The sequence below is a fragment of the Streptosporangium becharense genome (genome assembly GCF_014204985.1).
Lineage (GTDB): Bacteria > Actinomycetota > Actinomycetes > Streptosporangiales > Streptosporangiaceae > Streptosporangium > Streptosporangium becharense.
The window spans coordinates 480,859-503,583 of sequence record NZ_JACHMP010000001.1; the positions used below are offsets into that span (position 1 = coordinate 480,859).

General features: G+C 72.1%; 20 protein-coding genes and 1 pseudogene. 12 read left to right on the plus strand and 9 right to left on the minus strand.

The genetic code is table 11. The annotated features are described in order from the left end of the window. Positions 1–113: 113 nt before the first annotated feature. The 4 genes from F4562_RS02135 to F4562_RS02150 all read left to right on the plus strand — a co-directional run bounded on the left by F4562_RS02135 (position 114) and on the right by F4562_RS02150 (position 4,370). Positions 114–992, plus strand: coding sequence for an enoyl-CoA hydratase (locus tag F4562_RS02135; protein WP_184540545.1), 879 nt, complete (start codon positions 114–116; stop codon positions 990–992). A 121-nt stretch (positions 993–1,113) separates the two neighbouring features. Continuing rightward, positions 1,114–2,256, plus strand: coding sequence for an acyl-CoA dehydrogenase family protein (locus tag F4562_RS02140; protein WP_184540546.1), 1,143 nt, complete (start codon positions 1,114–1,116; stop codon positions 2,254–2,256). Continuing rightward, positions 2,253–3,248, plus strand: coding sequence for an acyl-CoA dehydrogenase family protein (locus F4562_RS02145; RefSeq protein ID WP_184540547.1), 996 nt, complete (start codon positions 2,253–2,255; stop codon positions 3,246–3,248). Before F4562_RS02140 ends, F4562_RS02145 begins: the two co-directional genes overlap by 4 nt. A 9-nt stretch (positions 3,249–3,257) precedes the next feature. Continuing rightward, entirely contained in the window at positions 3,258–4,370 is a 1,113-nt protein-coding gene (locus tag F4562_RS02150) for an acyl-CoA dehydrogenase family protein (RefSeq protein ID WP_184540548.1), read from the plus strand. Positions 4,371–4,405: 35 nt separating this feature from the next. On the opposite strand, the gene F4562_RS02155 is transcribed toward F4562_RS02150, so the two are convergent. Further along, entirely contained in the window at positions 4,406–5,497 is a 1,092-nt protein-coding gene (locus tag F4562_RS02155) for an NAD(P)H-dependent flavin oxidoreductase (protein ID WP_184540549.1), read from the minus strand. A gap of 91 nt (positions 5,498–5,588) precedes the next feature. On the opposite strand from F4562_RS02155, the gene F4562_RS02160 reads away from it, so the two are divergent. Both F4562_RS02160 and F4562_RS02165 read left to right on the plus strand, forming a co-directional pair. Beyond that, complete coding sequence (locus tag F4562_RS02160; protein ID WP_221206726.1) at positions 5,589–6,524, plus strand: CoA transferase subunit A; 936 nt, start codon at positions 5,589–5,591, stop codon at positions 6,522–6,524. Positions 6,525–6,526: 2 nt separating this feature from the next. Then, entirely contained in the window at positions 6,527–7,282 is a 756-nt protein-coding gene (locus tag F4562_RS02165; RefSeq protein WP_221206599.1) for a CoA-transferase subunit beta, read from the plus strand. A gap of 99 nt (positions 7,283–7,381) precedes the next feature. Here the strand turns inward: F4562_RS02165 and F4562_RS02170 are convergent, their stop codons facing one another. Together F4562_RS02170 and F4562_RS02175 are read right to left on the minus strand one after the other, a co-directional pair. Beyond that, positions 7,382–8,011 carry a TetR/AcrR family transcriptional regulator gene (locus tag F4562_RS02170; protein ID WP_184540551.1) on the minus strand — a complete coding sequence of 210 codons (630 nt, stop codon included), beginning with the start codon at positions 8,009–8,011 and terminating at the stop codon, positions 7,382–7,384. 165 nt (positions 8,012–8,176) lie between these two features. Then, positions 8,177–8,956: an SDR family oxidoreductase gene (locus tag F4562_RS02175; RefSeq protein WP_184540552.1), complete on the minus strand. Its 780-nt coding sequence runs from the start codon at positions 8,954–8,956 to the stop codon at positions 8,177–8,179. A gap of 131 nt (positions 8,957–9,087) precedes the next feature. Between F4562_RS02175 and F4562_RS02180 the strand changes: the two are divergent. Together F4562_RS02180 and F4562_RS02185 are read left to right on the plus strand one after the other, a co-directional pair. Next, a pseudogene (locus F4562_RS02180) lies at positions 9,088–9,822 on the plus strand (enoyl-CoA hydratase family protein); the annotation flags it as partial. Positions 9,823–10,453: 631 nt separating this feature from the next. Next, the gene (locus tag F4562_RS02185; RefSeq protein WP_184540553.1) at positions 10,454–11,557 is read left to right on the plus strand and encodes a cytochrome P450 family protein; all 1,104 of its coding nucleotides are present in this window, start codon (positions 10,454–10,456) and stop codon (positions 11,555–11,557) included. A gap of 47 nt (positions 11,558–11,604) precedes the next feature. Here F4562_RS02185 and F4562_RS02190 read toward each other — a convergent pair whose 3' ends face one another. Further along, the gene (locus tag F4562_RS02190; RefSeq protein ID WP_184540554.1) at positions 11,605–12,420 is read right to left on the minus strand and encodes a tRNA(His) guanylyltransferase Thg1 family protein; all 816 of its coding nucleotides are present in this window, start codon (positions 12,418–12,420) and stop codon (positions 11,605–11,607) included. Between the two features lie 238 nt (positions 12,421–12,658). On the opposite strand from F4562_RS02190, the gene F4562_RS02195 reads away from it, so the two are divergent. Beyond that, positions 12,659–12,943, plus strand: coding sequence for a YiaA/YiaB family inner membrane protein (locus F4562_RS02195; RefSeq protein ID WP_184540555.1), 285 nt, complete (start codon positions 12,659–12,661; stop codon positions 12,941–12,943). A gap of 135 nt (positions 12,944–13,078) precedes the next feature. Here F4562_RS02195 and F4562_RS02200 read toward each other — a convergent pair whose 3' ends face one another. Continuing rightward, entirely contained in the window at positions 13,079–14,392 is a 1,314-nt protein-coding gene (locus tag F4562_RS02200) for a M14 family zinc carboxypeptidase (protein WP_184540556.1), read from the minus strand. Between the two features lie 81 nt (positions 14,393–14,473). Between F4562_RS02200 and F4562_RS02205 the strand changes: the two genes are divergently transcribed. The 3 genes from F4562_RS02205 to F4562_RS02215 are packed head-to-tail and all read left to right on the plus strand — an operon-like array spanning position 14,474 to position 17,451. Further along, the gene (locus tag F4562_RS02205; RefSeq protein WP_221206600.1) at positions 14,474–15,085 is read left to right on the plus strand and encodes a TetR/AcrR family transcriptional regulator; all 612 of its coding nucleotides are present in this window, start codon (positions 14,474–14,476) and stop codon (positions 15,083–15,085) included. A gap of 60 nt (positions 15,086–15,145) precedes the next feature. Next, complete coding sequence (locus tag F4562_RS02210) at positions 15,146–16,579, plus strand: MFS transporter (protein ID WP_184540557.1); 1,434 nt, start codon at positions 15,146–15,148, stop codon at positions 16,577–16,579. Between the two features lie 26 nt (positions 16,580–16,605). Next, positions 16,606–17,451: a M55 family metallopeptidase gene (locus F4562_RS02215; protein WP_184540558.1), complete on the plus strand. Its 846-nt coding sequence runs from the start codon at positions 16,606–16,608 to the stop codon at positions 17,449–17,451. A 187-nt stretch (positions 17,452–17,638) separates the two neighbouring features. Here F4562_RS02215 and menC read toward each other — a convergent pair whose 3' ends face one another. The 4 genes from menC to F4562_RS02235 are packed head-to-tail and all read right to left on the minus strand — an operon-like array spanning position 17,639 to position 22,688. Then, positions 17,639–18,748: an o-succinylbenzoate synthase gene (gene menC / locus F4562_RS02220; RefSeq protein WP_184540559.1), complete on the minus strand. Its 1,110-nt coding sequence runs from the start codon at positions 18,746–18,748 to the stop codon at positions 17,639–17,641. Then, entirely contained in the window at positions 18,745–19,533 is a 789-nt protein-coding gene (locus F4562_RS02225) for a GNAT family N-acetyltransferase (protein WP_246473332.1), read from the minus strand. Before F4562_RS02225 ends, menC begins: the two co-directional genes overlap by 4 nt. 54 nt (positions 19,534–19,587) lie before the next feature. Continuing rightward, entirely contained in the window at positions 19,588–21,156 is a 1,569-nt protein-coding gene (locus F4562_RS02230; protein WP_184540561.1) for a PucR family transcriptional regulator, read from the minus strand. After that, the gene (locus F4562_RS02235) at positions 21,153–22,688 is read right to left on the minus strand and encodes an N-acyl-D-amino-acid deacylase family protein (protein WP_184540562.1); all 1,536 of its coding nucleotides are present in this window, start codon (positions 22,686–22,688) and stop codon (positions 21,153–21,155) included. The genes F4562_RS02230 and F4562_RS02235 overlap by 4 nt, the downstream gene beginning before the upstream one ends. Positions 22,689–22,725 lie beyond the last annotated feature (37 nt).

A 22,725-nucleotide genomic window follows, 5' to 3' on the forward strand; every position in this document is an offset into this window, starting at 1 on the left:
GGTCGGGGGTTGCGGCGCTCCGCCGCACGCGTCACGATAGCAAATCAAACGCTTGTTAGGCAGGGTGGACCCGGGCTGGACGCCACTCGGCGGACGATCGGCGGGAGACGACGATGAGCAGTGCGGAGACCCCCTCCGGGGAACCGGTGGTCACCTACGAACGCCGCGGGCCGGTCGCGATCGTCGCGCTGAACCGGCCCGAGTACCGCAACGCGCAGAACTCGAAGGTCACCTACGCGCTCGACGCGGCGTTCGTCCGCGCGGTCGACGACGACGAGGTCAAAGTGATCGTCCTCGCCGGGAACGGCCGCCACTTCTGCGCCGGGCACGACATTGGCAGCCCCGGACGGGACGCCGACGAGTCGTTCGAGCGCAGAGCCGTGATCTGGTGGGACCACACCGGCAGGCGGGGCGTCGACCGGCGCCTCGCCCGCGAGTCCGAGGTCTACCTCGGCATGTGCCGCCGGTGGCGCGAGATCCCCAAACCCATGATCGCCATGGTGCAGGGGGCCTGCATCGCGGGCGGGCTCATGCTCGCCTGGTCGTGCGACTTCATCGTGGCGTCCGACGACGCGTTCTTCTCCGACCCGGTCGTGCGGATGGGCATCCCCGGCGTGGAGTTCTTCGCCCACCCCTGGGTGATGAACCCGCGCGCGGCCCGGGAGTTCCTGTACACCGGCGACCGCGTCACGGCCCGGCGGGCCCACGAGCTCGGCATGGTCAACCACGTGGTGCCCCGGGACGAACTGGAGGGCACGACCCTGGCGATCGCCGGGCGGATCGCCGAGATGCCGGGCTTCGGGCTGGCGCTGACGAAGAAGGCGATCAACCAGGCGGAGGACCTCCAGGGGATGCGGGCCGGGATGGACTCGGCCTTCGGCCTGCACCACGCGGCCCACGCGCACAACGCCGAGGTGGGGGGCGACCCGCTGGCCGGAATGGACGCCCGCGGCATGCGCGACTCGGCGACGCGGGCCGAGGGCGTCCGGTGAACCCCGGCCCCGGCCACCGGGGGAGGGCGTCCGGCCAGAGGATGCGGTTGACGCCGTGCTCCCCGGCACCGGCCACCGGGGAAGGACCGTCGGTGAACCCCGGCGAACGGGGGGCCACCCGGTGAACCTCGACCTCGGCGAGCGGGAACGCGTCTTCCGGCAGGAGGCCCGCGCCTGGCTGAGCGAGCACGTACCGCGGACGCCCCTGCCGAACATGGACACCCCCCGCGGGTTCGCGGCCCACCGCGAGTGGGAGGCGACGCTCGCGGCGGACCGCTGGTCCGTCGTGTCGTGGCCGCGTGAGTACCTCGGACGTGGGGCGTCGCTCCTGGAATGGGTCCTGTTCGAGGAGGAGTACTACCGCGCGGGAGGACCCGCCCGGGTGGCCCAGAACGGCATCTCCCTGCTCGCTCCGATCATCTTCGGGTACGGCACCGTCGAACAGAGGGAACGCTATCTGCGTCCGATGGCGGACGGCGCCGAGATCTGGGCCCAGGCGTGGTCCGAGCCCGAGGCCGGCAGCGACCTGGCGGCGCTGCGCAGCACCGCGGTCCGCGACGACACCCGCGGCGGGTGGGTGCTCAACGGCCAGAAGACATGGAGCTCCCGGGCCGCGTTCGCGCACCGGGGCTTCGGGCTGTTCCGGTCCGACCCGTCGGCGGGCCGGCACCGGGGCCTGACCTACTTCCTCTTCCCGCTGGACGCGGACGGCGTCACCGTCCGCCCGATCCGCAAACTGGACGGCCACCCCGGCTTCGCGGAGATCTTCTTCACGGACGTGTTCGTACCGGACGCCGACGTGCTGGGGGAACCGGGCGACGGCTGGCGGGTGGCCATGAGCACCGCGGGCGACGAGCGCGGCCTGTCCCTGCGCTCGCCCGGCCGTTTCCGCGCGGCGGCCGACCGGCTCGTCGGCCTGTGGCGGGAACGCGGCGGCGGGGCACCGGCCCTGGGAGAGCGCGTCGCCGACGCCTGGATCGCCGCGCAGGCCTACCGCCTGTACACCTTCGCCACCGTCACCCGGCTCGCCGCCGGCGGCGACGTCGGCGCCGAGGGAAGCGTCAACAAGATCTTCTGGTCGGAGCTCGACGTGCACCTCCACGAGACGGCTCTGGACCTGCTCGGCCCGGAGGCGGAGCTGCACGGCGACTGGATGGACGGCTACCTGTTCGCCCTGGCCGGGCCCATCTACGCGGGGACGAACGAGATCCAGCGGAACATCGTGGCCGAGCGCCTGCTCGGCCTGCCGAGAGGAAACCGATGAGGTTCGCCCCGAGCGACGAGCAACGCGAGTTCGCGCGTTCCCTGGACGACCTGCTCGGCGCCGCGCGGGTGCCCGCCGTCTCGCGGCGCTGGGCGGACGGCGACGGCGCCGGCGGTCTCGAACTGTGGCGGCGGCTGGCCGAGACGGGGGTGAGCGCTCTCTGCGTGCCCGAGACCCACGGCGGCCTCGGGGCGGGACCCGCCGACGTGGTCGTCGCCTTCGAGGCCCTCGGCCGCCACCTGGTGCCCGGCCCGTACGTCGAGTCGGTGGTCCTGGCCCCGGCCCTGCTCGCGGCCTTCGACGGCGGGCCGCCTCTGGAGGACCTGACGCCTCTGGAGGATCTGGCGGGTGGGACGGCCATCGTGACCGTCGCCGCGCCACCGGCGACCCCGTTCGCCCTCGACGCCGACATCGCGGGCGAGGTGCTCCTCCTCGACGGCGTCACGCTCCGCACCGCGTCCGCCGGAGCCATGCGGGCCTCGGTGGACCGCTCCCGCAGGCTCTTTGAGGTGCGTCCCCGCCGGGTGCTGGCGACACTCGACCCCGGCCGCGTCGCGCGGGCGCTCGACGCCGCCACGCTGGCCTGCTCGGCCCAGCTGCTCGGCGCCGGGGAACGGGTGCTGGCCGCCGCGGTGGAGTACGCCGGGTCACGCCGCCAGTTCGGCCGGCCCATCGGCGAGTACCAGGCGCTCAAGCATGCCCTCGCCGACGTCCGCGTCGCCCTGGACTTCGCCCGCCCCCTCGTGTACGGCGCGGCGGTCTCACTCGCGGCGGAGGCCGGGACCACGGCACGTGACGTGTCGGCCGCCAAGGTGGCGGTGTCGCGGGCGGCCTACCGCGCCGCCCGCACCGCGCTCCAGACCCACGGGGCCATCGGCTACACCGAGGAGTACGACCTCGGACTGTGGATCACGAAGATCCGCGCTCTCACCACCGCCTGGGGCACGACGGCCTTCCACCGGGCCCGGGTGCTCGCGGCCGTCACCGCCTGAGGAGCACCCGTGAGATTCGCACTGTCCGAGGAGCAGTCCGAGCTGTCGGCCGTCGTCGGCAGAGTACTGCGCCGGCGCGGCGACGGCGAGGCGGTACGGCGCGCGGCGGGCAGCCCCGCCGGCTACGACGAGGGCCTGTGGGGCATCCTCTGCGAGCAGATCGGCGTCGCGGCGCTGGCCGTGCCCGAGGAGTTCGGCGGCGCCGGGTTCTCCCTGGTGGAGACCCACGTGGTGCTGGAGCGGCTCGGGTACGCGCTCACCCCCTCTCCCCTGCTCGGCTCCGGGGTGCTGGGAGCGCAGGCGATCCTGCGCTCGGGTGACGACGCGGCCTGCGCACGGTTGCTGCCGGGTGTGGCGGCCGGGACGACACTGGCCGCGCTCGCCTGGGCGACGGCCGACGGACGCTGGCACCGTGACCGCTCCGACGTGCGCGTGTCGGGTGAGGGCCGTCTCACGGGCTCGGCGCACTTGGTGCTCGACGGAGCGGCGGCCGACGTCCTGCTCGTCGTCGGCGACACGGGCGAGGGCGCCGTCGGGCTGTACGAGGTCGCCCCGGAGGCGGACGGCGTGCACCGGGTGCCCACCCCGGGCATGGACCTCACGCTGCGGTTCGCCCGCGTGGACTTCGACTCCGCCCCCGCCCGGCTCCTGGCCGCGGACGCCGCCGCCCTGCTCGCCGGGTTACGTGATGTGGCGGCCGTGGCCGTCACCGCGCTCCAGGTCGGCGCGGCCCAGCGCGGGCTCGACATGACGGTCGCCCACACCGGGCAGCGGGTGCAGTTCGGCCGCCCGATCGGTTCCTTCCAGGCGCTCAAGCACCGGATGGCCGACATGCTGGTGCTGGTGGAGACGTCCCGCACGATCTCCCGGGCGGCGGCGTGGTCGGCCGCGCGCGGCACACCGGACCTGCCCGAGCGTGCGGCGACGGCGAAGGCCTGGTGTTCCGACGCGCTCAACGAGGTCGCCGCGGAGACGATCCAACTGCACGGCGGCATCGCGATCACCTGGGAACACGACGCGCACCTGGTGTTCAAGCGGGCCCACGCGACCTCCCAGCTGTTCGGGCAGCCGCACGAGTGGCGCAGGCGGCTCTTCGAGCACCTGCGCCTCGCGACGGGCTGAGCCCGACCGAAAACCATCAGCCCGACCGGAAACCGTCAGCCCGCCTCGGACCGCTCGCCGCATCCGAGCCGCTCCAGGACGGCGACGGCCTCGGCGGTGATCCGTTCGAGCAGTTCCGCGCAGCTGGGCAGGTCGTCGATCAGGCCGACGACCTGCCCGGTCGCCATGACGCCGACGTCCGGACGCCCGTCCAGCAGCGCGGTGCGGTACAGCATCGGAGCGTTGGCCGCCATCACCACCTGGCTCCAGCTGAGCCGGTGCCGCCTCCGCAGGGCGAGTCCCTCCCTGATGACGTCGCCCCACGGGGTGCCGGACATCCGCTGGAAGGCCACCGCGTTCCTGGCGGCCCTCAGCAGGCGCCCGGGGGCGGAGGCGCGTTCGAGCTCGTCGATCGCACGTCCGCGGATCACCCGCTGGGGGACGCCGTCGATCTGCCGGGTGAGCACCGTGTCGTCGACGGTCTTGCTGAGGTACTCCTCCTTGACCGCCTGCGCCACCGGCGAGTCGGACGTCAGCAGGAAGCGGGTGCCCATGGCGATGCCGTCGGCCCCGTAGGCGAGGGCCGACACCAGGCCGCGTCCGTCGAAGTAGCCGCCCGCGGCCAGGATGACGATGTCGACCGCGTCGCGGGCCTGCGGCAGGAGCAGGCTGGTCGGGACCCGGCCGGTGTGGCCGCCGCCCTCCCCGCCCTGGACGACGACCGCGTCGGCACCCCAGGCCGCCGCCTTCTCGACGTGCCGGCGGGCCCCGGCGGAGGGCATGACGACCAGGCCGCCGTCCTTGCACCGTTTGACGAGGTCCTCGCGCGGTGCGAGGGCGAAGGAGACGACCTTCACCTTCTTGCGGATCAGCAGGTCGGCGCGTTTGACCACGTCGGGCTGGTCGGCGCGCAGGTTGACGCCGAAGGGCCGGTCGGTGAGCGAGTGCAGGGTGTCGACCGCCTCCGCCAGTTGCTCGTAGGAGAGCAGCGCGGCGCTGAGGACGCCGAGCCCTCCGGCATTGGCCGTGGCCGCGGTCAGGTGGGGGTCCGAGACGTATCCCATGCCGGTCTGGACGACGGGGTACTCGACTCCGAACAGCTCCGTGGCCCGGGTCCGGAGCGCGGGATGCCACACCTTCCGGCTCATCGGCAGACCCTTCTAACAAACACTTGTTTGGTGCATACTAACGACCGGGTCCGGGCGGGGTAAAGGAGTGATCTCGTTGCGCGACAAGACGATGTCCCTGGAGGACTTCGCCTCGGCGATCGAGCCGGGGGCGACCGTCGGCATCGGCGGCTGGGGCTCGCGCCGCAAACCCATGGCGCTGGTCCGCGCGCTGCTGCGCACCGATGTCACGGACCTGACCGTGGTGAGCCTGGGCGGGCCCGACGTCGGACTGCTCTGCGCGGCCGGGAAGGTCCGCAGGCTCGTCTACGGCTTCGTCTCGCTCGACAGCATCGCCCTCGACCCGCACTTCCGCGCGGCCCGCGAGAGCGGCGCCGTCGAGACCGCCGAGTACGACGAGGGCATGTTCGTGGCCGGGCTGCGCGCCGCCGCGCAACGGCTGTCGTTCCTCCCGACCCGGGCCGGCCTCGGCTCCGACGTGCTCACCATGAACCCGGACCTGCGCACCGTCTCCTCCCCGTACGACGACGAGGAGTACGTCGCGATGCCCGCGCTGCGGATGGACGTCGCGCTGATCCACCTCAACCGGGCGGACGCGGCCGGCAACGGGCAGTACCTCGGGCCCGACCCGTACTTCGACGACCTCTACGCCATGGCGGCCGACCGCTGCTACCTGAGCTGCGAACGGATCGTCCCGACCGGCGACCTCGTCCGCGACGCCCCGGTCCAGTCCCTCCTGGTCAGCCGGATGCACGTCACCGGAGTGGTCGAGACGCCGCGGGGTGCCCACTTCACCTCCTGCGTCCCCGACTACGACCGCGACGAGGCGTTCCAGCGGGAGTACGCGGGAGCGGCGAAGGACCCCGCCGCGTGGCGACGCTTCGAGGAGTCGTTCCTGCGCGGCGACGAGGCGGACTACCGGGCCGCCGTCGCCGGGTTCCACGACGCCGGCGGCACCGGCGGCGCCGGTATTCCCGGCTGCGCCGGCCGCATCGGCGAAACCGACGGTCCCCGCGGAACCCGCGGCATCGGCGAGAGGCGTGGCTGACCATGGAGTTCACCAGAGCCGAAGTCTGCGTCACCGCGGCCTCCGACACCTGGCGCGACGCCGGCGAGGTGCTGGCGCACGCCGTCGGGACCGTCCCCGCCGCCGGGGCCCGGCTGGCGCGCCTGACCCACTCCCCCGACCTCGTCCTGTCCGACGGTGAGGCGTTCCTGATGAGCGAGCTCCCGCCCCTCGGGCAGACGGCGGCGGCGGGCGGGGTGATCGAGGCGTGGCTGCCGTATCGACGTGTCTTCGACGTCCTGCAGACGGGCAGGCGCCAGAGCATGATGGGTGCGAGCCAGCTCGACCGGTACGGGAACCAGAACATCTCGGCCATCGGCGACTGGCGCCGGCCGTCGCGGCAGCTGATCGGCGTCCGCGGCGCGCCGGGCAACACCGTGAACCACCGGACCGACTACTGGGTGCCGAACCACTCCACCAGGGTCTTCGTCGAAAGCGTCGACGTCGTCTCGGGAGTGGGCAACGACCGGGCCCGGACGGGCGGACCGGCCGCCCGGCGCTTCCACCGCCTCGGCGTCGTCGTCACCGACCTCGCCGTCCTGGACTACGGCCCCGACGGGCGGCTGCGGATCAGGTCGGTCCACCCCGGGGTCACGGTGCGGCAGGTTCAGGAGTGCACCGGATTCCCGCTGGACGGGACCGGCGCGGGCGAGACCCGCGCGCCGACCGCCGAGGAGCTGCGGCTGATCCGCGAGGTCGTCGACCCGGGATCGCTGCGTTCCCGCGAGGTCCCCGGCTGAGCACGATGAGCGGCGGTCCTCCCCGAAGCCGTCGAGCGAGCCCGGGCCGACTTCGACGCGCTCCGGTCGTACGGCCCGCCGATGGCATGACCGAGTGCGTCAGAGCAGGCCGCCGTAGAGGAGTTCGAGGTACTGGTCGGCGACGGTCTCGGACGGGAACTGCCCGCCGGGCCGGTACCAGCGCACCGTGGACCAGACCGCGTCGCGGATCAGCAGGTAGGCCAGCTTCACGTCGATGTCCCGGCGGAACACCCCGGACGCCTGCCCCGCGGTGAGCACCCGGATCCAGAGCTGCTCGATGCGCGAGCTGTAGTCGGCGACGTAGCCGAACCTCTCCCGGTGCGCCAGGTTGCCCGACTCGTTCTGGTAGACCGCCACCGCGTGCGGCGTGTCGTGGATCGCGGCGAACGAGGTGCGGATCAGCTCGCTGAGAGCCCTGCGCGGGTCGGCCTCCCGTTCCTCGATGGCCGAGAACCGCTCGTGCAGCCCGGAGAGGAACTCCCGGAGGATCTCGTCGAGCATGGCCTCCTTGGAGCTGAAGTGGTGGTAGATGCTCCCGGCCAGGATGCCCGTCCTGTCGCCGATGTCGCGCACCGTGGTCTTGGCGTACCCCTGGGCGGCGAACAGCTCGGCCGCGCTCGCCAGGAGCTGCGCGCGCCTGTCCACGCTGCCGTCGGTCCTGACCGGCTCGCTCCCCCGCTCCGCCCGGCGTGACTTGGCCACCGCCATAGAGGTCTCCTCTCAGCACCGCACCCCACCCCGGGCACGTGTCCGCCCCCATTGTCCAAGGCCGCGGCCCCGGGCACGCGGGACCGCCGCCGTACGCGACGGCCCGGCCCGTTCCCCCCGCCCGTTCCCCGGCCGCCCGCGGCCTCGGCACGCGGGACCGCCTCGTCAGCGCCTCGCGGGGTCCGGAGCGTACTGCAGGAAGGCCGGCCGCTCGCCGCCGCCGTCGACGTTGAGCACGGCGCCGGTGATGTGGACGGCGAGCGGTGAGGCGAGCAGCACGCAGGCCGCCCCGATGTCGGCGGGCCTGGCGAACACCCCGCGCGGGATGGTCCCGGCCACCCGGGCCATCTGCCCGGCGTCACCGTAGTGGCCCGCCGCCCCCTCGGTCTCGACGAGACCGCAACTGATCGCGTTGACCCGCACCTTCGGTGCCCACTCCACGGCGAGGCTCGCGGTGAGGCTCTCCAGCGCGGCCTTGGCCGCGCCGTACACGGCCGTCCCGGGGCTGGGGCGCCGCGCGCTGATCGAGGTGATGTTCAGCACCACTCCCCCGCCCGCACCCGCGCTGACCACGGGGAAGGCCGCCTGCGCCACGAACACGGCCGACAGGAAGTTGAGCTCGGTGACTCTCCGGTGGAAGCGGGGGGACGCCGACGCGAAGTCGGCGGAGGGGGCCCCTCCGGCGTTGTTCACCACCACATCGATGCCGCCGTGCCGCCCGGCCACCTCGTCGATCCAGCGCCGGACCTGCGTCTCGTCCCGTACGTCGACCCGGCTGAAGCGCGGCGCGGCGGAACCCGGCGTACCCGGCGCGGGCTCGGTGCGGCCGCAGATCTCGACGACGGCACCGGCCTCGACGAAGGACTCGGTGATCCCCGCACCCACGCCGCGGGCGCCTCCCGTCACCAGGACGGTACGACCGGTCAGGTCGATCTCCAACGCCATTCCGCCTCCGTCGACCACCGGCCGCGTCACGTCCGGGCCACGCGGATTCGGCTCACGCCTTCTCCCGCGGCCGGACGCGTCCTAGGCTACCTAACAAACATTTGACCGACTACCTCGGCAGGGGGCGGCACATGGGCGTCAGCTCGACCGAGCGCCATGGGATCCGCGTGATCACTGTGGACTTCCCGCCCGTCAACGCGCTGCCCGCGGCGGGGTGGCGTGAACTGGCGGACGCCGTGGACGAGGCCGGCGCGGCCCCCGGCACCCGGGTCGTCGTGCTCCGCGCCGAAGGCCGGGGCTTCAACGCCGGAGTGGACATCAAGGAAATGCGGCGGACACCAGGGTTCGAGGCGCTCCTGCGGGCGAACCGCGGGTGCCACGCCGCCTTCAAGGCGATCTACGAATGCGCCGTCCCGGTGGTCGCGGCGGTTCAGGGCTTCTGTCTCGGTGGGGGCGTCGGCCTCGTCGGCAACGCCGACACCATCGTGGCGAGCGACGACGCGTACTTCGGCGTGCCCGAGGTCGACCGGGGTGCCCTGGGCGCCGCCACCCACCTCTCCCGGCTCGTCCCCCCGCATCTGTTGCGCACGCTCTACTACACCGGCCGCACCATAACCGCCCGGCAGCTCGCCGGGTACGGCTCGGTCCTCGAGGTCGTCCCACGCGCCGGGCTCGACGACGCCGCGATGGCGGTGGCCGGGGAGATCGCCGCCAAGGACACCGCGGTGATCCGCGCGGCCAAGGAGGCGCTGAACGGCATCGACCCGATCGACGTCAACAGGTCCTACCGCTTCGAGCAGGGGTTCACCTTCGAGCTCAACCTCGCCGGGGTCTCCGACAGGCTCCGCGCCGCGTTCAGCACCGGCGCCGCGTCCTCGACGCCGTCGTCAGCGCCGGCGGCGTCGCCCGCCCCTGCGCCGCCGAGGTCGGCCCGGGCTCCAGCGGCCGGCACCCCTCGTCGGGACGACGACGCCGGCCGGGCACAGGTGCCGGGCGGCCCGAAGCCGCCAACGGAGGCCGGGCCGAGCCTCCACGCCTGACCGCCCGCCGGAGCGGAACTCCAGCGAGCCCGTACGAGCTTTGCGCCACCCGCGCCCGGCCGTCGACACGCCGTCCTTGCGAACTCCTTGATCCCTCTTGCCGGCGGCGAGAGGCGATGAGCCGTCCGGCCGAAGGCGTGATCACGTCGGCATCGACAAACGGACAGTTGAAGGATGACACACGCCCGCGTTCAAGTCACCGCCGACGACTCCAAGGGTTTTACAAGATCGCTTAACTAGGGTGTGAGCCGGTCGGAAGACGAAGTCACCGGCGGCCCGCAGAGCGTCCGCTCTCCCGCAGATGAAGCGCGGTTCGGGACAGAAGATTGAAGGATCATCAGTGAGCACATCGCCGATCGGCATGAGCGGACCACCCGTGGAGCCCTTCGCTCCGGAGTTCTACCAGGACCCGCACCCGACGTACGCCTGGCTGCGGAAGCACCGACCGGTGCATCCCGTGCAGTTCCCCGGTGTCCGCGTATGGCTTGTCACCCGGTATGAAGATGTGCGCGCGCTGTACAACGATCCGCGAATGAGCGTGAACCAGGAGACGGCCAACACTGATTTCCACACCGCCGGGATGGCGTACGGGGCCGGGACCGAGATGGGGCACTCACTACTCTTCAAGGACCCGCCGGACCACACCAGAATGCGAACACTCGCCTCCAAAGTGTTCTCCGCGCGCCGAATCGCCGGCTGGCGGGACACCGTGGAAAGAATCACCGATCAACTGCTCGATGACGTCGCCCCTCACCAGAGAGTCGATCTGCTGGGAGTCTTCTGCTACCCGCTGCCCATCATGGTCATCGGCGAGGTGCTCGGAATTCCCGGCAACGACCACCGCAAACTGCGCCAGTGGATGGACCCGCTGGTCGGCCTGAGCCGCGAGGAGGCCCTCGCGGGGACGAAGTCACTCATGGCCTATGTGCGTGAGATCATCACCGTCAAGCGCGCCGACCCGTCGGACGATGTGATCTCCGCGCTCATCGCCGCACGTGACGGCGACCGGAAGCTCACTGAGGACGAATTGGTGGGCAACGTCTTCGGCCTGATCAGCGCCGGCTTCGAGACCACCGCCAACCTGATCGGCAATGGGGTGCTCGCCCTACTCGACCACCCCGACCAGCTGCGGCTCCTGCGGGAGAACCCCCCGCTCATGGACAGCGCGATGGAGGAGATTCTCCGATACGACGGCCCGACGGCGACCACGATTTTCCGCTTCCCGACAGAGGACGTGCGTGTCGGCGGCGTCGTCATCCCCGCCGGGGAGCCGATCCTCATGGCGCTGGGAGCGGCGAACCGCGACCCCGAGGTGTTCGACGATCCGGATGCCCTCGACATCCGCCGGGGCGACAACGCGCACATCTCCTTCGGTCGCGGGATCCACCACTGCCTCGGCGCGGCCCTCGCCCGCCTCGAAGGGAAGACCGCGCTGCGAACACTGTTGCGGCGGTATCCGGACATCAGCCTCGCCGTATCCCGACAGCAGATCCGGTACAAGCCCGCGGTCATCGTGCGCGGCCTCGAGGAGCTCCCTGTGGTCCTGCAACCGTCGCGCTGAGCGAGGGCCGGGGCCGGCGACCGTGATCGCCCCCGCCGTACCCCGTGTCAGACGTGGGCGGTCTCCTCCGGCGCGGGCAGCGCCAGGGACGGCGGCGGCGGGATGACCTGTGCGAGCCACCCGCCCGGGTCGGCGGTGAACTGCGGAGCCGCCTCGGACACCCACCGGGAGCGGACCGCGAGAGCGGTGGCTTCCTGCTGGGTCCGCCCGTCCACATACGTGAGGAGTTCCTCCGCCGTGCGGCGGACGCACACCCGGCCGCGCTTCACCGCGGCGGGGTAGTCGTTCCAGTCGATGCCGTGCTGGGACGACAGCATCTCCTGCATCCGGCCGGTGGAGACACCGTGGAGCTGCTTGTGCGAGAACACCGCCTGGGCGGCCATGGTGACGCTGTTGCGGACGCAGTCGCGTTGCCGCCACAGGAAGTAGTTGGCGACCTCGACCGGGTCGGGAATGGTGAACACGCGGGCGTCGAACATGGCGTGGGCGTCATCGCGACCGCCGCGGTACGCGCGGTTGAACGCGACCGTGGCGACGGATGCGGCGATGCTGGTGATCTTCTGCACGACCCCGCCGAACCACGGCTGAGTGCCGTGGGCGTCGAAGTCGGTGAGGAGGACCGAGCACTCGTCGGACTGGGTGAAAGCGAACACGGCGCCGGACATCTCCGAGCACAGGGCTTCGGCGACGGCGTTCATGGCGCTCACCACGGCGAAGTCGTACGGCCTGTCCGCGTGCCGCAGGAAACGGTGGAAGGAGCGGCCGTCCACGCGGACCACGGAGAAGGTGCGGCGCGGCAGCACCATGCGGGTCGGCTGCTCGTAGCCCTTGATGCGGTCACCCAGAGCGGTTTTGTCAGTCATACGGGCTTTCCCAAATCAGTCATGCGGGCTCTCTCAAAAGGGAGACATGTGGTGCAGTATGCCCGGGTCGGCCCGCGCCGGGCGGGCCGTCGGCGAGCGCGGGCCAGTTTTCCCCGGCGTACGCACCGCCCCCCGGCCGGCCTGCGCTCCCGGCGGCGACGCCAGGGTGGTCATACTCACCGGTAACTGAGTAGCCGTGCTCACGACCCGCGGGCGGGCCCTCGCGAGGATGGCCCGTATGACACAGCCGGTGAAGACCACGACGACAACCGCTTTCTACATCCAGGCCGTCATCTCGTTCGGGCTGTCGGTGACGGCCCTGGGGCTGGGGATCGCCTACCTGCCCGTGACCGCCTGGGTGCGGGCCTTCATGGGCCTGGGGCTGCTGTACGTGGTGACGTCGACGTTCACGCTCGCCAAGTGCGTCCGGGACCGGAACGAGGAGGCCAGTGTCGTCAGCCGGGTCGACCAGGCCAGGCTGGACAAGCTGCTGGCCGAGCACGACCCCTTCAGGAACGACTGACGGCTCGCACACGTGGGGGCGGTCCTGCGCGTGCGGCGTTCACCGTCTTCTTGCGGTCGGAGGCTTCGCGGACGTTCTCGCGTTCCGTCCCGGCCGTCGCCGTGAAGAAGACGACCTGATGCGGCGTCGCTCAGATCAGGGCTTCCGCTTCGCCGCCTCCGCCGCGAGCAGGGCCGCGCCGAGCTGCACGGCGACCAGCGTGCGGATCGGGATGGGGGTGGCCGTCGCGTCGGCTTCGGCCTCGGCGAACCACTCGTCGAAGCGCGCGCCGAAGCGGGCTCGCTCGGCCCGGATGGCGGGGGTCTGGTTGCCCGCGCCGAGTTCGGCGTCCAGCATGCGCAGATAGGTGCCGCAGTATCGCAGCCGCATGATGTGCACGAGCTGCCGGTTGCCGAGCGCCTCGGCGACCGTGGCGGGCCGGTCGGTGCCGGGGAAGGACTCCCACTCGGAGATGAACTCGTCGTGGCAGGCGAGGAAGTCCTCCAGGGCACAACGGAACGGTGAGCGCACGGTCAGCTCTGCCCTGACCACCGACACGGACTGCGCCAGCTCGGTGATCAGGGCACGCTGCGCGGCGAGAGCGGCCCGGATCGTCTCGCCGTACTCCTGGTCGGTGGGGGTCTCGTCGGCGATGCGGGGGTCGGCCCAGTAGGGCAGTTCGGCGATCAGGTGCAGGGCGTCGAAGCGGTCGGCGTAGTCGACGCTGCCGCCGCCGATGCCGTAGATCGCCCCCAGCTCGGCGCCCCTCGGGGTCCGGTAGGCGGCGGGGCCGATCGGAACCGCGCTCGGCACCTCCGGCGGACCCATGTGCAGGGGCAGCCCCTGGGCGGTCGCGATGGCGGCCAGACGGGCGGCGAGCGCGGGCTCGTCCTTGCTGAGGTAGTAGAACGCCCCTTGCAGTTCGCCGTTGTGCAGGGAGTAGACGAAGTCGGGCTCGACCTCGTCCATCAGCCGCATCAGCGCCTCGGTCTCCGGCATGGTGCGGTCGAAGAAGTACTTCTCGCCGGTCAGCGGGAACGTCCATTCGACCTGGTCGGCTTCGGCGGGGCGGTAGAAGTGCTCGGCGTAGGCGCGGCGGTCGCCCGGCCGTACGTACCAGCCCTCGTTGAGCCGGGCGCCGTCGGGGTCGACGCAGGGGATGAGGTGCCAGCGGTAGCCGAAGTCCTCGCGCAGCGCGGCGTCCTCGATGAGCTGACGCAGCAGGCTGCTGACGGTGAGCGAGCCGATGGGCTCGTTGGGGTGCGGCCCGCCGATGATCACGGCGTTGTGGCGGCCGGCGCCGATGGTCGCCACACGCAGCGGCTCACCCAGGCGCGAGGTGCCGATGCGGCGCAGCCGTACCAGGTCGGGGTGGGCGGCGGCGAGCTCGTCGAGCTCGGCGCGCATCTGGTCCACGGTGGGGAACGCCGTGTAGTCCGGCACCCGGCTCATGTGCTGGTCGACATCCATTTTCAGCCTTCCGATAATCTGGATTATTGAAGTAAAGCAGATTATCGTTTGGCTAACCAGAGATGAGGAGATGTCGACGACATGCGGCTGACCAGGGCGGAAAGCAAGGCGGCCAACAAGCGCGCGCTGATCGACGCGGCGCGCGAGGTCGTCGGGCAGGAGGGTTCCAAGGCGAAGCTGGAGGACATCGCCGAGCTTGCCGGCCTGACGACGGGTGCGGTCTACTCTCTGTTCGGCGGCAAGAACAACCTGATGGTCGCCATGGTCGACGACTACGCCGGCCCCCTCGACCTGCGATCGATCGAGCCCCTCGGTCCCGACCTGCCACTTGAGGAGGTCGTGGCCGAGGTCGCTCGCCAGTTCTGGCGGATGTCGGCCGACCCCGAGGCCGCCGGAAAGCTACTGTTCGAGACACGCGTTCTCGACCTCGTCCTCAACGATCCAGAGCTGCTCGGCAGGCTCAACGCCTCGGTCCGATCGACCGAGACCGACCTCGCCGCGCTGTTCGTCGGCCGCGAGCACGGCAAGGCGCCCGTCACGGGTGAGCAGGCCGTGCGTCTGGCCCGCGCGCTCAAGGCGCTGCTGTCCGGGCTCGGGCAGAGCGTCGTACTCGGTGCCCACGACAGCTCCGAGGAATTCTTCGTCGACGTCGCGCGATCCCTGGTCACGTCCAGGGTGCTCGGCCAGGCATAGCCGGGCCGCGGGTTCGGGGGAACGCGCGGCCGCACGTCACCCCACCTGAAAGGCAGCACCATGTCCAGATCCGGCTTCGGCATCATCGGCGCGCCGGTGTTGTTCATCGGCGTCCTCCAAACCATGGAGATGACCCTCTCACCCGCGCTCCCGCTGATCCAACGGGAACTGGCCGCCTCGCCGGAGGCGCTCGCCTGGATCTTCACCGGCTCGCTGATCAGCTCGGCGATCAGCACCCCGATCGTCGGCCGCCTGGCCGACATGTACGACAAACGGCGGCTGCTGCTCACGCTGATGGCGATCACCAGCGCCGGAGTCCTCCTCACCGCCCTGGCGCCCAACGTCACCGTGCTGATCGCCGGCATGGCGGTGGAGGGCGTCTGGCTGGGCATGCTGCCCCTGACCGTGGGGCTGTTCCGCGACACCCTCGAACCCGAACAGGCCGCCACCGGCAACGGCCTGGTCATCGGCGTCGCCGCCCTGGCCAGCGCGCTCGGCCTCATCCTCGCCGGGCCGATCAGCGCGGCTCTCGGCTACCGGTGGCTGTTCATCCTGGCCCTGGCCGGTGCGCTGGTGGCCGCACTCTGGGCCTGGTTCGTGGTGCCCGCCACGCCCCGCGCGGCCGCCGGTCGCGTCGACTGGGCCGGCGGGCTGCTGCTCGGCGGCGGCCTTGCCCTGCTCATGCTGGGCCTGACCACCGCCTCCAGCTGGGGCTGGACGGCTCCCGCCACCCTCGCCCTGTTCACGGCCGCGGCGCTGACGCTGGGACTGTGGGCGGTCATCGAGCTGCGCTCCGCCGACCCGCTCGTGGACCTGCGACTGCTGGCCGGACGCACTCCGGCCGGGGTGACCACGATGGGGTTCGTGTTCGGCTTCGCCTCCTTCGGGCTCGTGGTCGCCCTGCCGATGATGCTGGCCGCGCCCGTCGAGACCGGGTACGGCCTGGGTGCCGACATCCTGTGGATCGGGATCTACATGTTCCCGATGGGCGTCGCGGGCACCGTGATCGCACCGCTGGTCGGGCCGATGTCCAGGCTCCTCGGGCGGCGCGCCGTGCTGGTGCTCGGCAGTGGGCTCGTCTGCGCCGGCACCGCCATGCTCGCCTTCTGGCACTCCTCCCCGTGGGAGATCGTGGCCGGAGTGACGATCATGGGACTGGGCGGGTCGATCGGCCTCACCGCCGCGCTCAACGCCGTGGCCGCCGACGTGCCCGCCGACCGCGCGGCCGGGGTCAGCGGCGTGGTCTTCGTCGCCAAGAGCATCGGCGGCACCTTCGGAGCGCAACTCGGCGCCATGGTGCTGGCGGCCGGCTCGGTGGCGGGAGTCCCCACCGAGAGCAGCTTCGTCGACACCTACCTGCTGTCCGCGGGACTCGGCCTGCTGGCCGTCGGCGCCGCTTTCGTGATCCCCTCCGCGGTACGGCAGGCCAAAGGCGTGGGCGTGGTTTCGGCCCCCGCGACAAAGCCCGCCGCCGCCCACAGTGACACGCTGTGATCACATCTGAGGAAAAGGAGCAGCCGATGCGGGTCTACATCTCCATCGACATGGAAGGCGTGGCGGGCGTCGCCACCATGGACCAGGTCTCCCGCGGCGGCCACGGGTATCCGCGATCGCAGCGGCTGATGACCGCCGAGGCCAACGCCGCCATCGAAGGCGCGTTCGCGGCCGGAGCCGACAGCGTCCTGGTCAACGACAGCCACGGCACCATGGACAACCTGCTGCACGAGGAGCTCGATCCGCGTGCCCGGCTGATCTTCGGCACTCCCAAGCTGGACTGCATGGCCGAGGGCATCTCGGCCGAGCACGACGTGGCCATGTTCCTCGGCTACCACGCCGCCGCCGGCTCGCCGGGCGTGCTCGCCCACACTTACTCCTCACACTTCTACGAGGTGCGGCTCAACGGCCGGCCGGTGTCGGAGGCCGAGGTCAACGCGCTGCAGGCCGCCGCGGTCGGCGTTCCGGTGGGGCTGCTCACCGGCGACGACGTCATCTGCGGCGTCGCAGAGAAGGCCTTCCCCGGCGTGCGGGCGGTCGCCGTGAAGGTCGCGCACGGGCACACCGCCGCCGACAGCCTCTCGCCGGCCGAGGCCAGGCGGCTGATCCGGGAGGCGGCGGCGGAGACCGTACGGGGGGCCGCAGAGCTGACACCACTCCAGATGCCCGAGGTTCTGGAGCTGGAGATCGACATGCCGAGCACACCCGCGGCCGAGCTGGGAGCGCAGATCCCGGGCGTGCGCAGGATCGCCGACAAGACGCTCGCCGCCACCTTCGCCACGCCCACGGAGGTGTTGGGTTGCGTGACGGTCTGCTACCACCTCGCCGCCGACGCCATGATCAGCAGAATGGCCCTGTACGGCAGACGCTAGCCCCCACAGGGAACACGGGCCCCGCATGGCGACCTCGACCGCCGTGCGGGGCACCGCCAGGTGCTCCTCCTCGATGTGGCCGAGCACCGCGAGGGCGTCGATCGCGATCTCGATGATCTGCGATCGACGCCCTCTTCGATGAACACGCAACTTTGCCGCAAGCCCGTTCAGAACGTGGAACGGCCGTTCAGAGTTCGCAGCTCACGGTCTCCACCGCCGTCGTGCAGGCCTCCAGAGCAGCTTCCTCGGGCAGCACGCCGAGACCGGGCTCGGCCGGAACCGGCATCTCACCGCCGTCGAGCACGAACGGGCGGGTGATGTCGCGGTGGTAGTACCGCTCGGTGGCGGAGATGTCACCCGGCAGCGTGAAGCCGGGCAGACTGGCCAGCGCCAGGTTGGCGGCCCGGCCCAGGCCGGTCTCCAGCATGCCGCCGCACCAGACCGGCACACCGTTCGCCTGGGCCAAGTCGTGAATGCGGCGCGCCTCCAGATAGCCGCCGACGCGGCCGGGCTTGATGTTGATGATCGAGCAGGCGCCCTGCCGGATGGCCGTGGCCGCGTCGCGCGCGCTGGTGATGCTCTCGTCCAGGCAGACGGGCGTGTCCATGCGGGCGGCGAGCGCGGCGTGCGCGTGCAGGTCGTCAGGGGCGAAGGGCTGCTCGACCAGTGCGAGCCCGTACGCGTCGAGTTTCGCCAGGTGCCTGAGGTCGCCGGGCTGGTAGGCGGTGTTGGCGTCGACGGTGAGCATCACGCCGGCGCCGAACGTCTCGCGCACCGCCCTGACCGGCTCGAGGTCCCAGCCGGGCTCGATCTTCAGTTTGATCCTGGCGTAGCCGGCGGTCAGATACTTGTCCACGGTGTCCAGCAGCGCGTCGACGGTCTCGGTGATGCCCACCGAGACGCCCACGCGCACGCGCCGCCGCACCCCTCCCAGATGGTCGGCCAGGCTCGTGCGGTGTACCCGCAACCAGCAGTCCAGCACCGCCATCTCCACGGCCGCCTTGGCCATCGGATGCCCGCGTAGGTGCCGCAGCGCGGGGCCGACCGCCGCCGGGTGCAGGTCGAGCGGGGCCAGCGCCGGGATCATGAACCGCTTGATCACGTCGGCGGCCCCGGCGAGGTATTCGGGGCAGTACGCCGGCTCGTCCTCGGCCACGCACTCGCCCCAGCCCTCGCCCTCCTCGCTGAGCACTCGCACGAGCAGCGCGGTGCGTACCGTCTGGGTGCCGAGCGAGGTACGGAACGGGCTGACCAGCGGCAGCGCGACCTCGCGCAGTTCGACGGCGTCGAGCTTCACGCGGCACCTCCATGGGCGAGCACGTACCAGCCGGAGCGGGTGAACCCGGTGACCCGGTATCCCCTGTCGAGCGCGCCGCCGAGCCCGCTCTCCAGCGCCGCCCGCCACCGCCTGGCCGCCGCCGGGTCCGTCGCACGCAGCGACTCGACGTCCGCCGGGGTCGCGCACCGCAGCAGCGGCGCGTCCCCGGCCTCCTGCACGGCCCCCGTCTCGTCCACCACGACCACTCCGTCGTGATCCGAAACCGGCGGGGAAGCGGCCGCCTCGGTCGGCCAGGTGACGAAGAGCCGGTCGGACGGCCCGCCGTCGTTGATGCCGTCGCTCATCGGCCCGTAGAAATCGGGCAGGTAGCCGACGACCCGGGCACCCAGGCGGGTCAGGTTGAAGAAGGCGTTGCGCCGCAGCAACGGGTCGAACGTCCAGGACACCGCGACGAGCCCGTGCTCGGCCGCCCAGGCCCGCTGGTGTTCCTTGAGCGCACGACCCACGCCGCACCCGCGTGCCCCGGCGGCCACGCCCGTGATGTGCGAGTGCAGACTTCGTCCGGCCGCCAGGAACCCCGCCGCCACCCCGACGAGCTCGCCGCCGAGGAAGGCGCCGCCCACGTACCCGCCGGTGTGGGAGAACGCGCACAGCAGGTCGAGGGCTATCGGCGGGTCGTCACCACGTCTGGTCCCCCAGACTTCGCGCAACAGCCGGTCAGCGCGCTGCAGCGCCTCTATCCCGTGAAGGGAACGGACCTTGACCCCGGCCCCGGCCGGGGCGGAGGTGAGAAGTTCGGTCATGCTCCTCAGCATCGCGGCACGCGCAGCCCGAGGCGTTGGCGTCCACGCCGAACTTCACCCGGCCTGCTTTGTGGCGCCGCTCAGCCTCAACTGGAGGGCGAGCACCAGCCGCGTGTCCGGGTCGTCCAGCGCGATCAACTCGCCGATCCTGCGCAGCCGGTACCGCAGCGTGTTGGGATGCAGCGACAACAGCTCGGCCGCGCGGGGCACGTCGTAGTGGGCACCGATCCAGACGGTCAGGCTGTGCACGTAGTGGGTGCCGTGCCTGGCGTCGTGCGCGGCGATCAGCGCCAGCGGCTCACCGGACAGGGAGGGTTTGGACCGCAGCACGGCCTCCATGTCCATGAGGAACAACGCGGCCGACAACTCCTCGTGCGAGCCGGCCAGCTCCTGGGTGAACGGTCCGCAGACCGCGCGCAGCGCCTCTTCCGCCTGGCGCGCGCCGACGGGCACGGCGGCGACGGAGGCGGCGGTACGGCCGATGCCGGCCCGCCAGCCGCCGCCCAGCCGCTCGCTTACCCTGGCCAGGGTGTCCACGGTGATCCTGCGCAGCAGCGGCGCGGACGCCTCAGCCGCGACGATCGCGTAGGCGCGGCCGTTCACCGCGCCGGTCGCGGCCCTGATCCGGTAGGCCACGAACGCGGTGCGCAGCAGGTCGGCGGCGTGCGTCGCGGCGAAGACGTCGGCCGAGCCCGCATGGGGGCCCAGGGTCACGACCGTCACCGGTTCGCCCGGCAGCAGACCGAAGGAGGTGGCCAGCTCGTCGACCGCGCCGATACCGCGCAGCAGCCAGCCCAGGCACTCGTCGCGCCGGCGCCGCGCCTCGTCGGCGGCCAGGTTGATGCGCGCCAGGTGCGGCGCCGCGGCCGCGGCCGCCTCCTCGAGCACCGCGGCGGCGTCGTGAGCCAGCGGCTCCTCCGCCTGCACCACCCAGATCGTGCCGAGCGCCTCGCCGTGCGCTCGGACCGCGATGGCCAGGCGGGGGTAGAACTCGCGCGGCTCATAGCTCCAGACCACCCCGTCGGCACGCAGCACGGTCGCGTACTCCTCGGCGTTGGTCGGGTGCTCGGGCACCCGGCGGCCCAGGATGCCCTCCTTGCGCAGCTCGTCGATGCGCTGGCCCTCGACCGTGGAGTAGGCGAGCACCCGCATCGCCAGATCCTCGATCGCCACCGCGCCACCCACCCGGACCGCCACCTCGTTGGCCAGCACGAACAGGTCTGCGGCCCGCGCGGCGCCCGGGTCCTCGGCCGGGGCGACCATCGCGAGCAGGGCGTCGACGAGCGTGTAGAGCTGCCCCCAGGACAGCTCGGCCGGTGCGGCGAGCAGCGCCGTGCCCGCCGCCTCGGCCGCGGTGGCCAGCGCCTGCTCGTCGCAGGTGCCCGGCTTGACCACGACGACGGCCACGCCGCTCTCGCCCGCGCGGGCCAGGATCTCGGCCGACGGGCGGCCGGCCACCAGCAGGACCGCGCCGTCGAGCCCGGCCTGCGGCCCTTCGGGGTCGTAGATGACCGGGGTTCCCACCAGCGGTTCCCGGCCGTGCGGCAGCGCCAGCGGACGCACCACGCCGGGGCCGAGGCTGTCGATCAGCACACCGAGCGTGACCCGCCCGCGCGCCGTCACCGGGCGCCCCGCCTGAGCATCCGGCCGTGCCTGCCGCCGGTGAACTCGCCGTCGGCGATCACCTGGCGGCCGGCCAGGAAGACGTGCTCCACGCCGGTCGGCCGCACGTCAGGCTGCTCGTAGGTGCCCGCGTGGCCGATCGTGTCCGGGTCGAAGACACAGAGGTCGGCGATCGCGCCGGGCCCCAGCCAGCCGCGTCCGGTCAGGCCGAACTGGGCGGCGACGGCGGAGCTGACCTTGCGGATCGCCTCCGGCATGTCCTCCTTCTCGACGTACGTGCCGAGGTAGGTGGGGAAGGAGCCGAACGTCCGCGGATGGTTGGGGCCGACCGGAGGCCCGCCGTCGGAGCCGATGGAGATCAGCGGGTCGGCGAGGAACGCGGCCAGGTCCCGCTCGTGCATGGTGTGGAAGACGCCGCTTGCGTGCGGGTCCAACCTGAGCAGGTCGCACAGCGCCTCCCACGGGTCGCCGCCGAAGTCGGCCAGCCGCTTGCCCTCGACGCCCGGATCGTTGTGGACGAGGATCTGCACGTCCGAGGGGTGCAGTTCGCGCCAGAAGCCGACGCCGGTGCCGGTGTCCGGGCTCTCGGCGAGCGCGCGCAGCGCCGCGCGCTCGGCCGGGTCGGCCAGCCGCGCGAGCAGCGCCTGCTCGCCGCCCTCGCACGCGACCGGAGGCAGCACCGCGACCAGCACGGTGCCGAAGGCGAGGTAGGGATAGACGTCCGCGCGCACGTCCACGCCCGCGCGGCGGGCCTGGGCGAGCTTGTCCAGCACCATCGCGGAGGCGCCGTGCACCGCCCGTCCCGAGGCCTTGCAGTGCGAGACCTGCAGCCGGACGCCCGCCCGCTTCGCCACCGCGATCGCCTCGTCGAGGGCGTCGGCCAGGCCCTCGCTCTCGCTGCGCATGTGCGTGGCGTACGGCAGTTCCCAGCGCTTGGCCACCAGCGCGAGCGCGACCAGCTCCTCCAGGTCCGCGTAGGCGCCCGGCACGTACTCCAGGCCGCTCGACAACCCCACCGCGCCCGCCTCGAAGGACTGCGCGGCCAGCTCGCACATGTGCGCCAGCCGGTCCGGCGTGATCTCGCTGCTCATCCCCGCCGCGGCCAGGCGCAGCGTGTTGTGCCCGACCAGCACGGCTAGGTTGTTGCTCGGCCCGGCCGCCTCGGCCGCGTCCAGGTACTCGCCGAACGTGGGGAAGGACGCGCTGGCCAGTTCGGCGGGCACCAGGCCCCTCATCTCCGGGTCGGCCGGGCCGCACGAGAAACCGCAGTTGCCCACGATCTCGGTGGTCACGCCCTGCAGCAGCTTGAACGGCTGCGGCTCCTGTAGGAAGGGCACGGTGTCGGAGTGGCTGTGCGGGTCGACGAACCCCGGGCTGACGAGCAGGCCGGAGACGTCGATCACGCGCCGGGCCGGGCCGAGGCCGTGCCCGACGGCGACCACGCGTCCGTCGGCGATCGCGACGTCGGCGTGCTGCGGCGCCCCCCCGAGCCCGTCGTGGACGGTCCCGTCACGAAGCAGCAGGTCATGCATAGCGTCAGCCTCCCTTGCCCGCCGTCGCGGGCGCTAG

Excerpts from the sequence above, each read along its gene's own strand:
- F4562_RS02225 (WP_246473332.1), bottom strand. The coding sequence starts at position 19,533 with ATGACCGAACTTCTCACCTCCGCCCCGGCCGGGGCCGGGGTCAAGGTC.
- F4562_RS02200 (WP_184540556.1), bottom strand. The coding sequence starts at position 14,392 with ATGGATGTCGACCAGCACATGAGCCGGGTGCCGGACTACACGGCGTTC.
- F4562_RS02190 (WP_184540554.1), bottom strand. The coding sequence starts at position 12,420 with ATGACTGACAAAACCGCTCTGGGTGACCGCATCAAGGGCTACGAGCAG.
- F4562_RS02235 (WP_184540562.1), bottom strand. The coding sequence starts at position 22,688 with ATGCATGACCTGCTGCTTCGTGACGGGACCGTCCACGACGGGCTCGGG.
- F4562_RS02210 (WP_184540557.1), top strand. The coding sequence starts at position 15,146 with ATGTCCAGATCCGGCTTCGGCATCATCGGCGCGCCGGTGTTGTTCATC.
- F4562_RS02205 (WP_221206600.1), top strand. The coding sequence starts at position 14,474 with ATGCGGCTGACCAGGGCGGAAAGCAAGGCGGCCAACAAGCGCGCGCTG.
- F4562_RS02160 (WP_221206726.1), top strand. The coding sequence starts at position 5,589 with ATGTCCCTGGAGGACTTCGCCTCGGCGATCGAGCCGGGGGCGACCGTC.
- F4562_RS02135 (WP_184540545.1), top strand. The coding sequence starts at position 114 with ATGAGCAGTGCGGAGACCCCCTCCGGGGAACCGGTGGTCACCTACGAA.
- F4562_RS02165 (WP_221206599.1), top strand. The coding sequence starts at position 6,527 with ATGGAGTTCACCAGAGCCGAAGTCTGCGTCACCGCGGCCTCCGACACC.
- F4562_RS02145 (WP_184540547.1), top strand. The coding sequence starts at position 2,253 with ATGAGGTTCGCCCCGAGCGACGAGCAACGCGAGTTCGCGCGTTCCCTG.
- F4562_RS02215 (WP_184540558.1), top strand. The coding sequence starts at position 16,606 with ATGCGGGTCTACATCTCCATCGACATGGAAGGCGTGGCGGGCGTCGCC.
- F4562_RS02195 (WP_184540555.1), top strand. The coding sequence starts at position 12,659 with ATGACACAGCCGGTGAAGACCACGACGACAACCGCTTTCTACATCCAG.
- F4562_RS02170 (WP_184540551.1), bottom strand. The coding sequence starts at position 8,011 with ATGGCGGTGGCCAAGTCACGCCGGGCGGAGCGGGGGAGCGAGCCGGTC.
- F4562_RS02175 (WP_184540552.1), bottom strand. The coding sequence starts at position 8,956 with ATGGCGTTGGAGATCGACCTGACCGGTCGTACCGTCCTGGTGACGGGA.
- F4562_RS02155 (WP_184540549.1), bottom strand. The coding sequence starts at position 5,497 with ATGAGCCGGAAGGTGTGGCATCCCGCGCTCCGGACCCGGGCCACGGAG.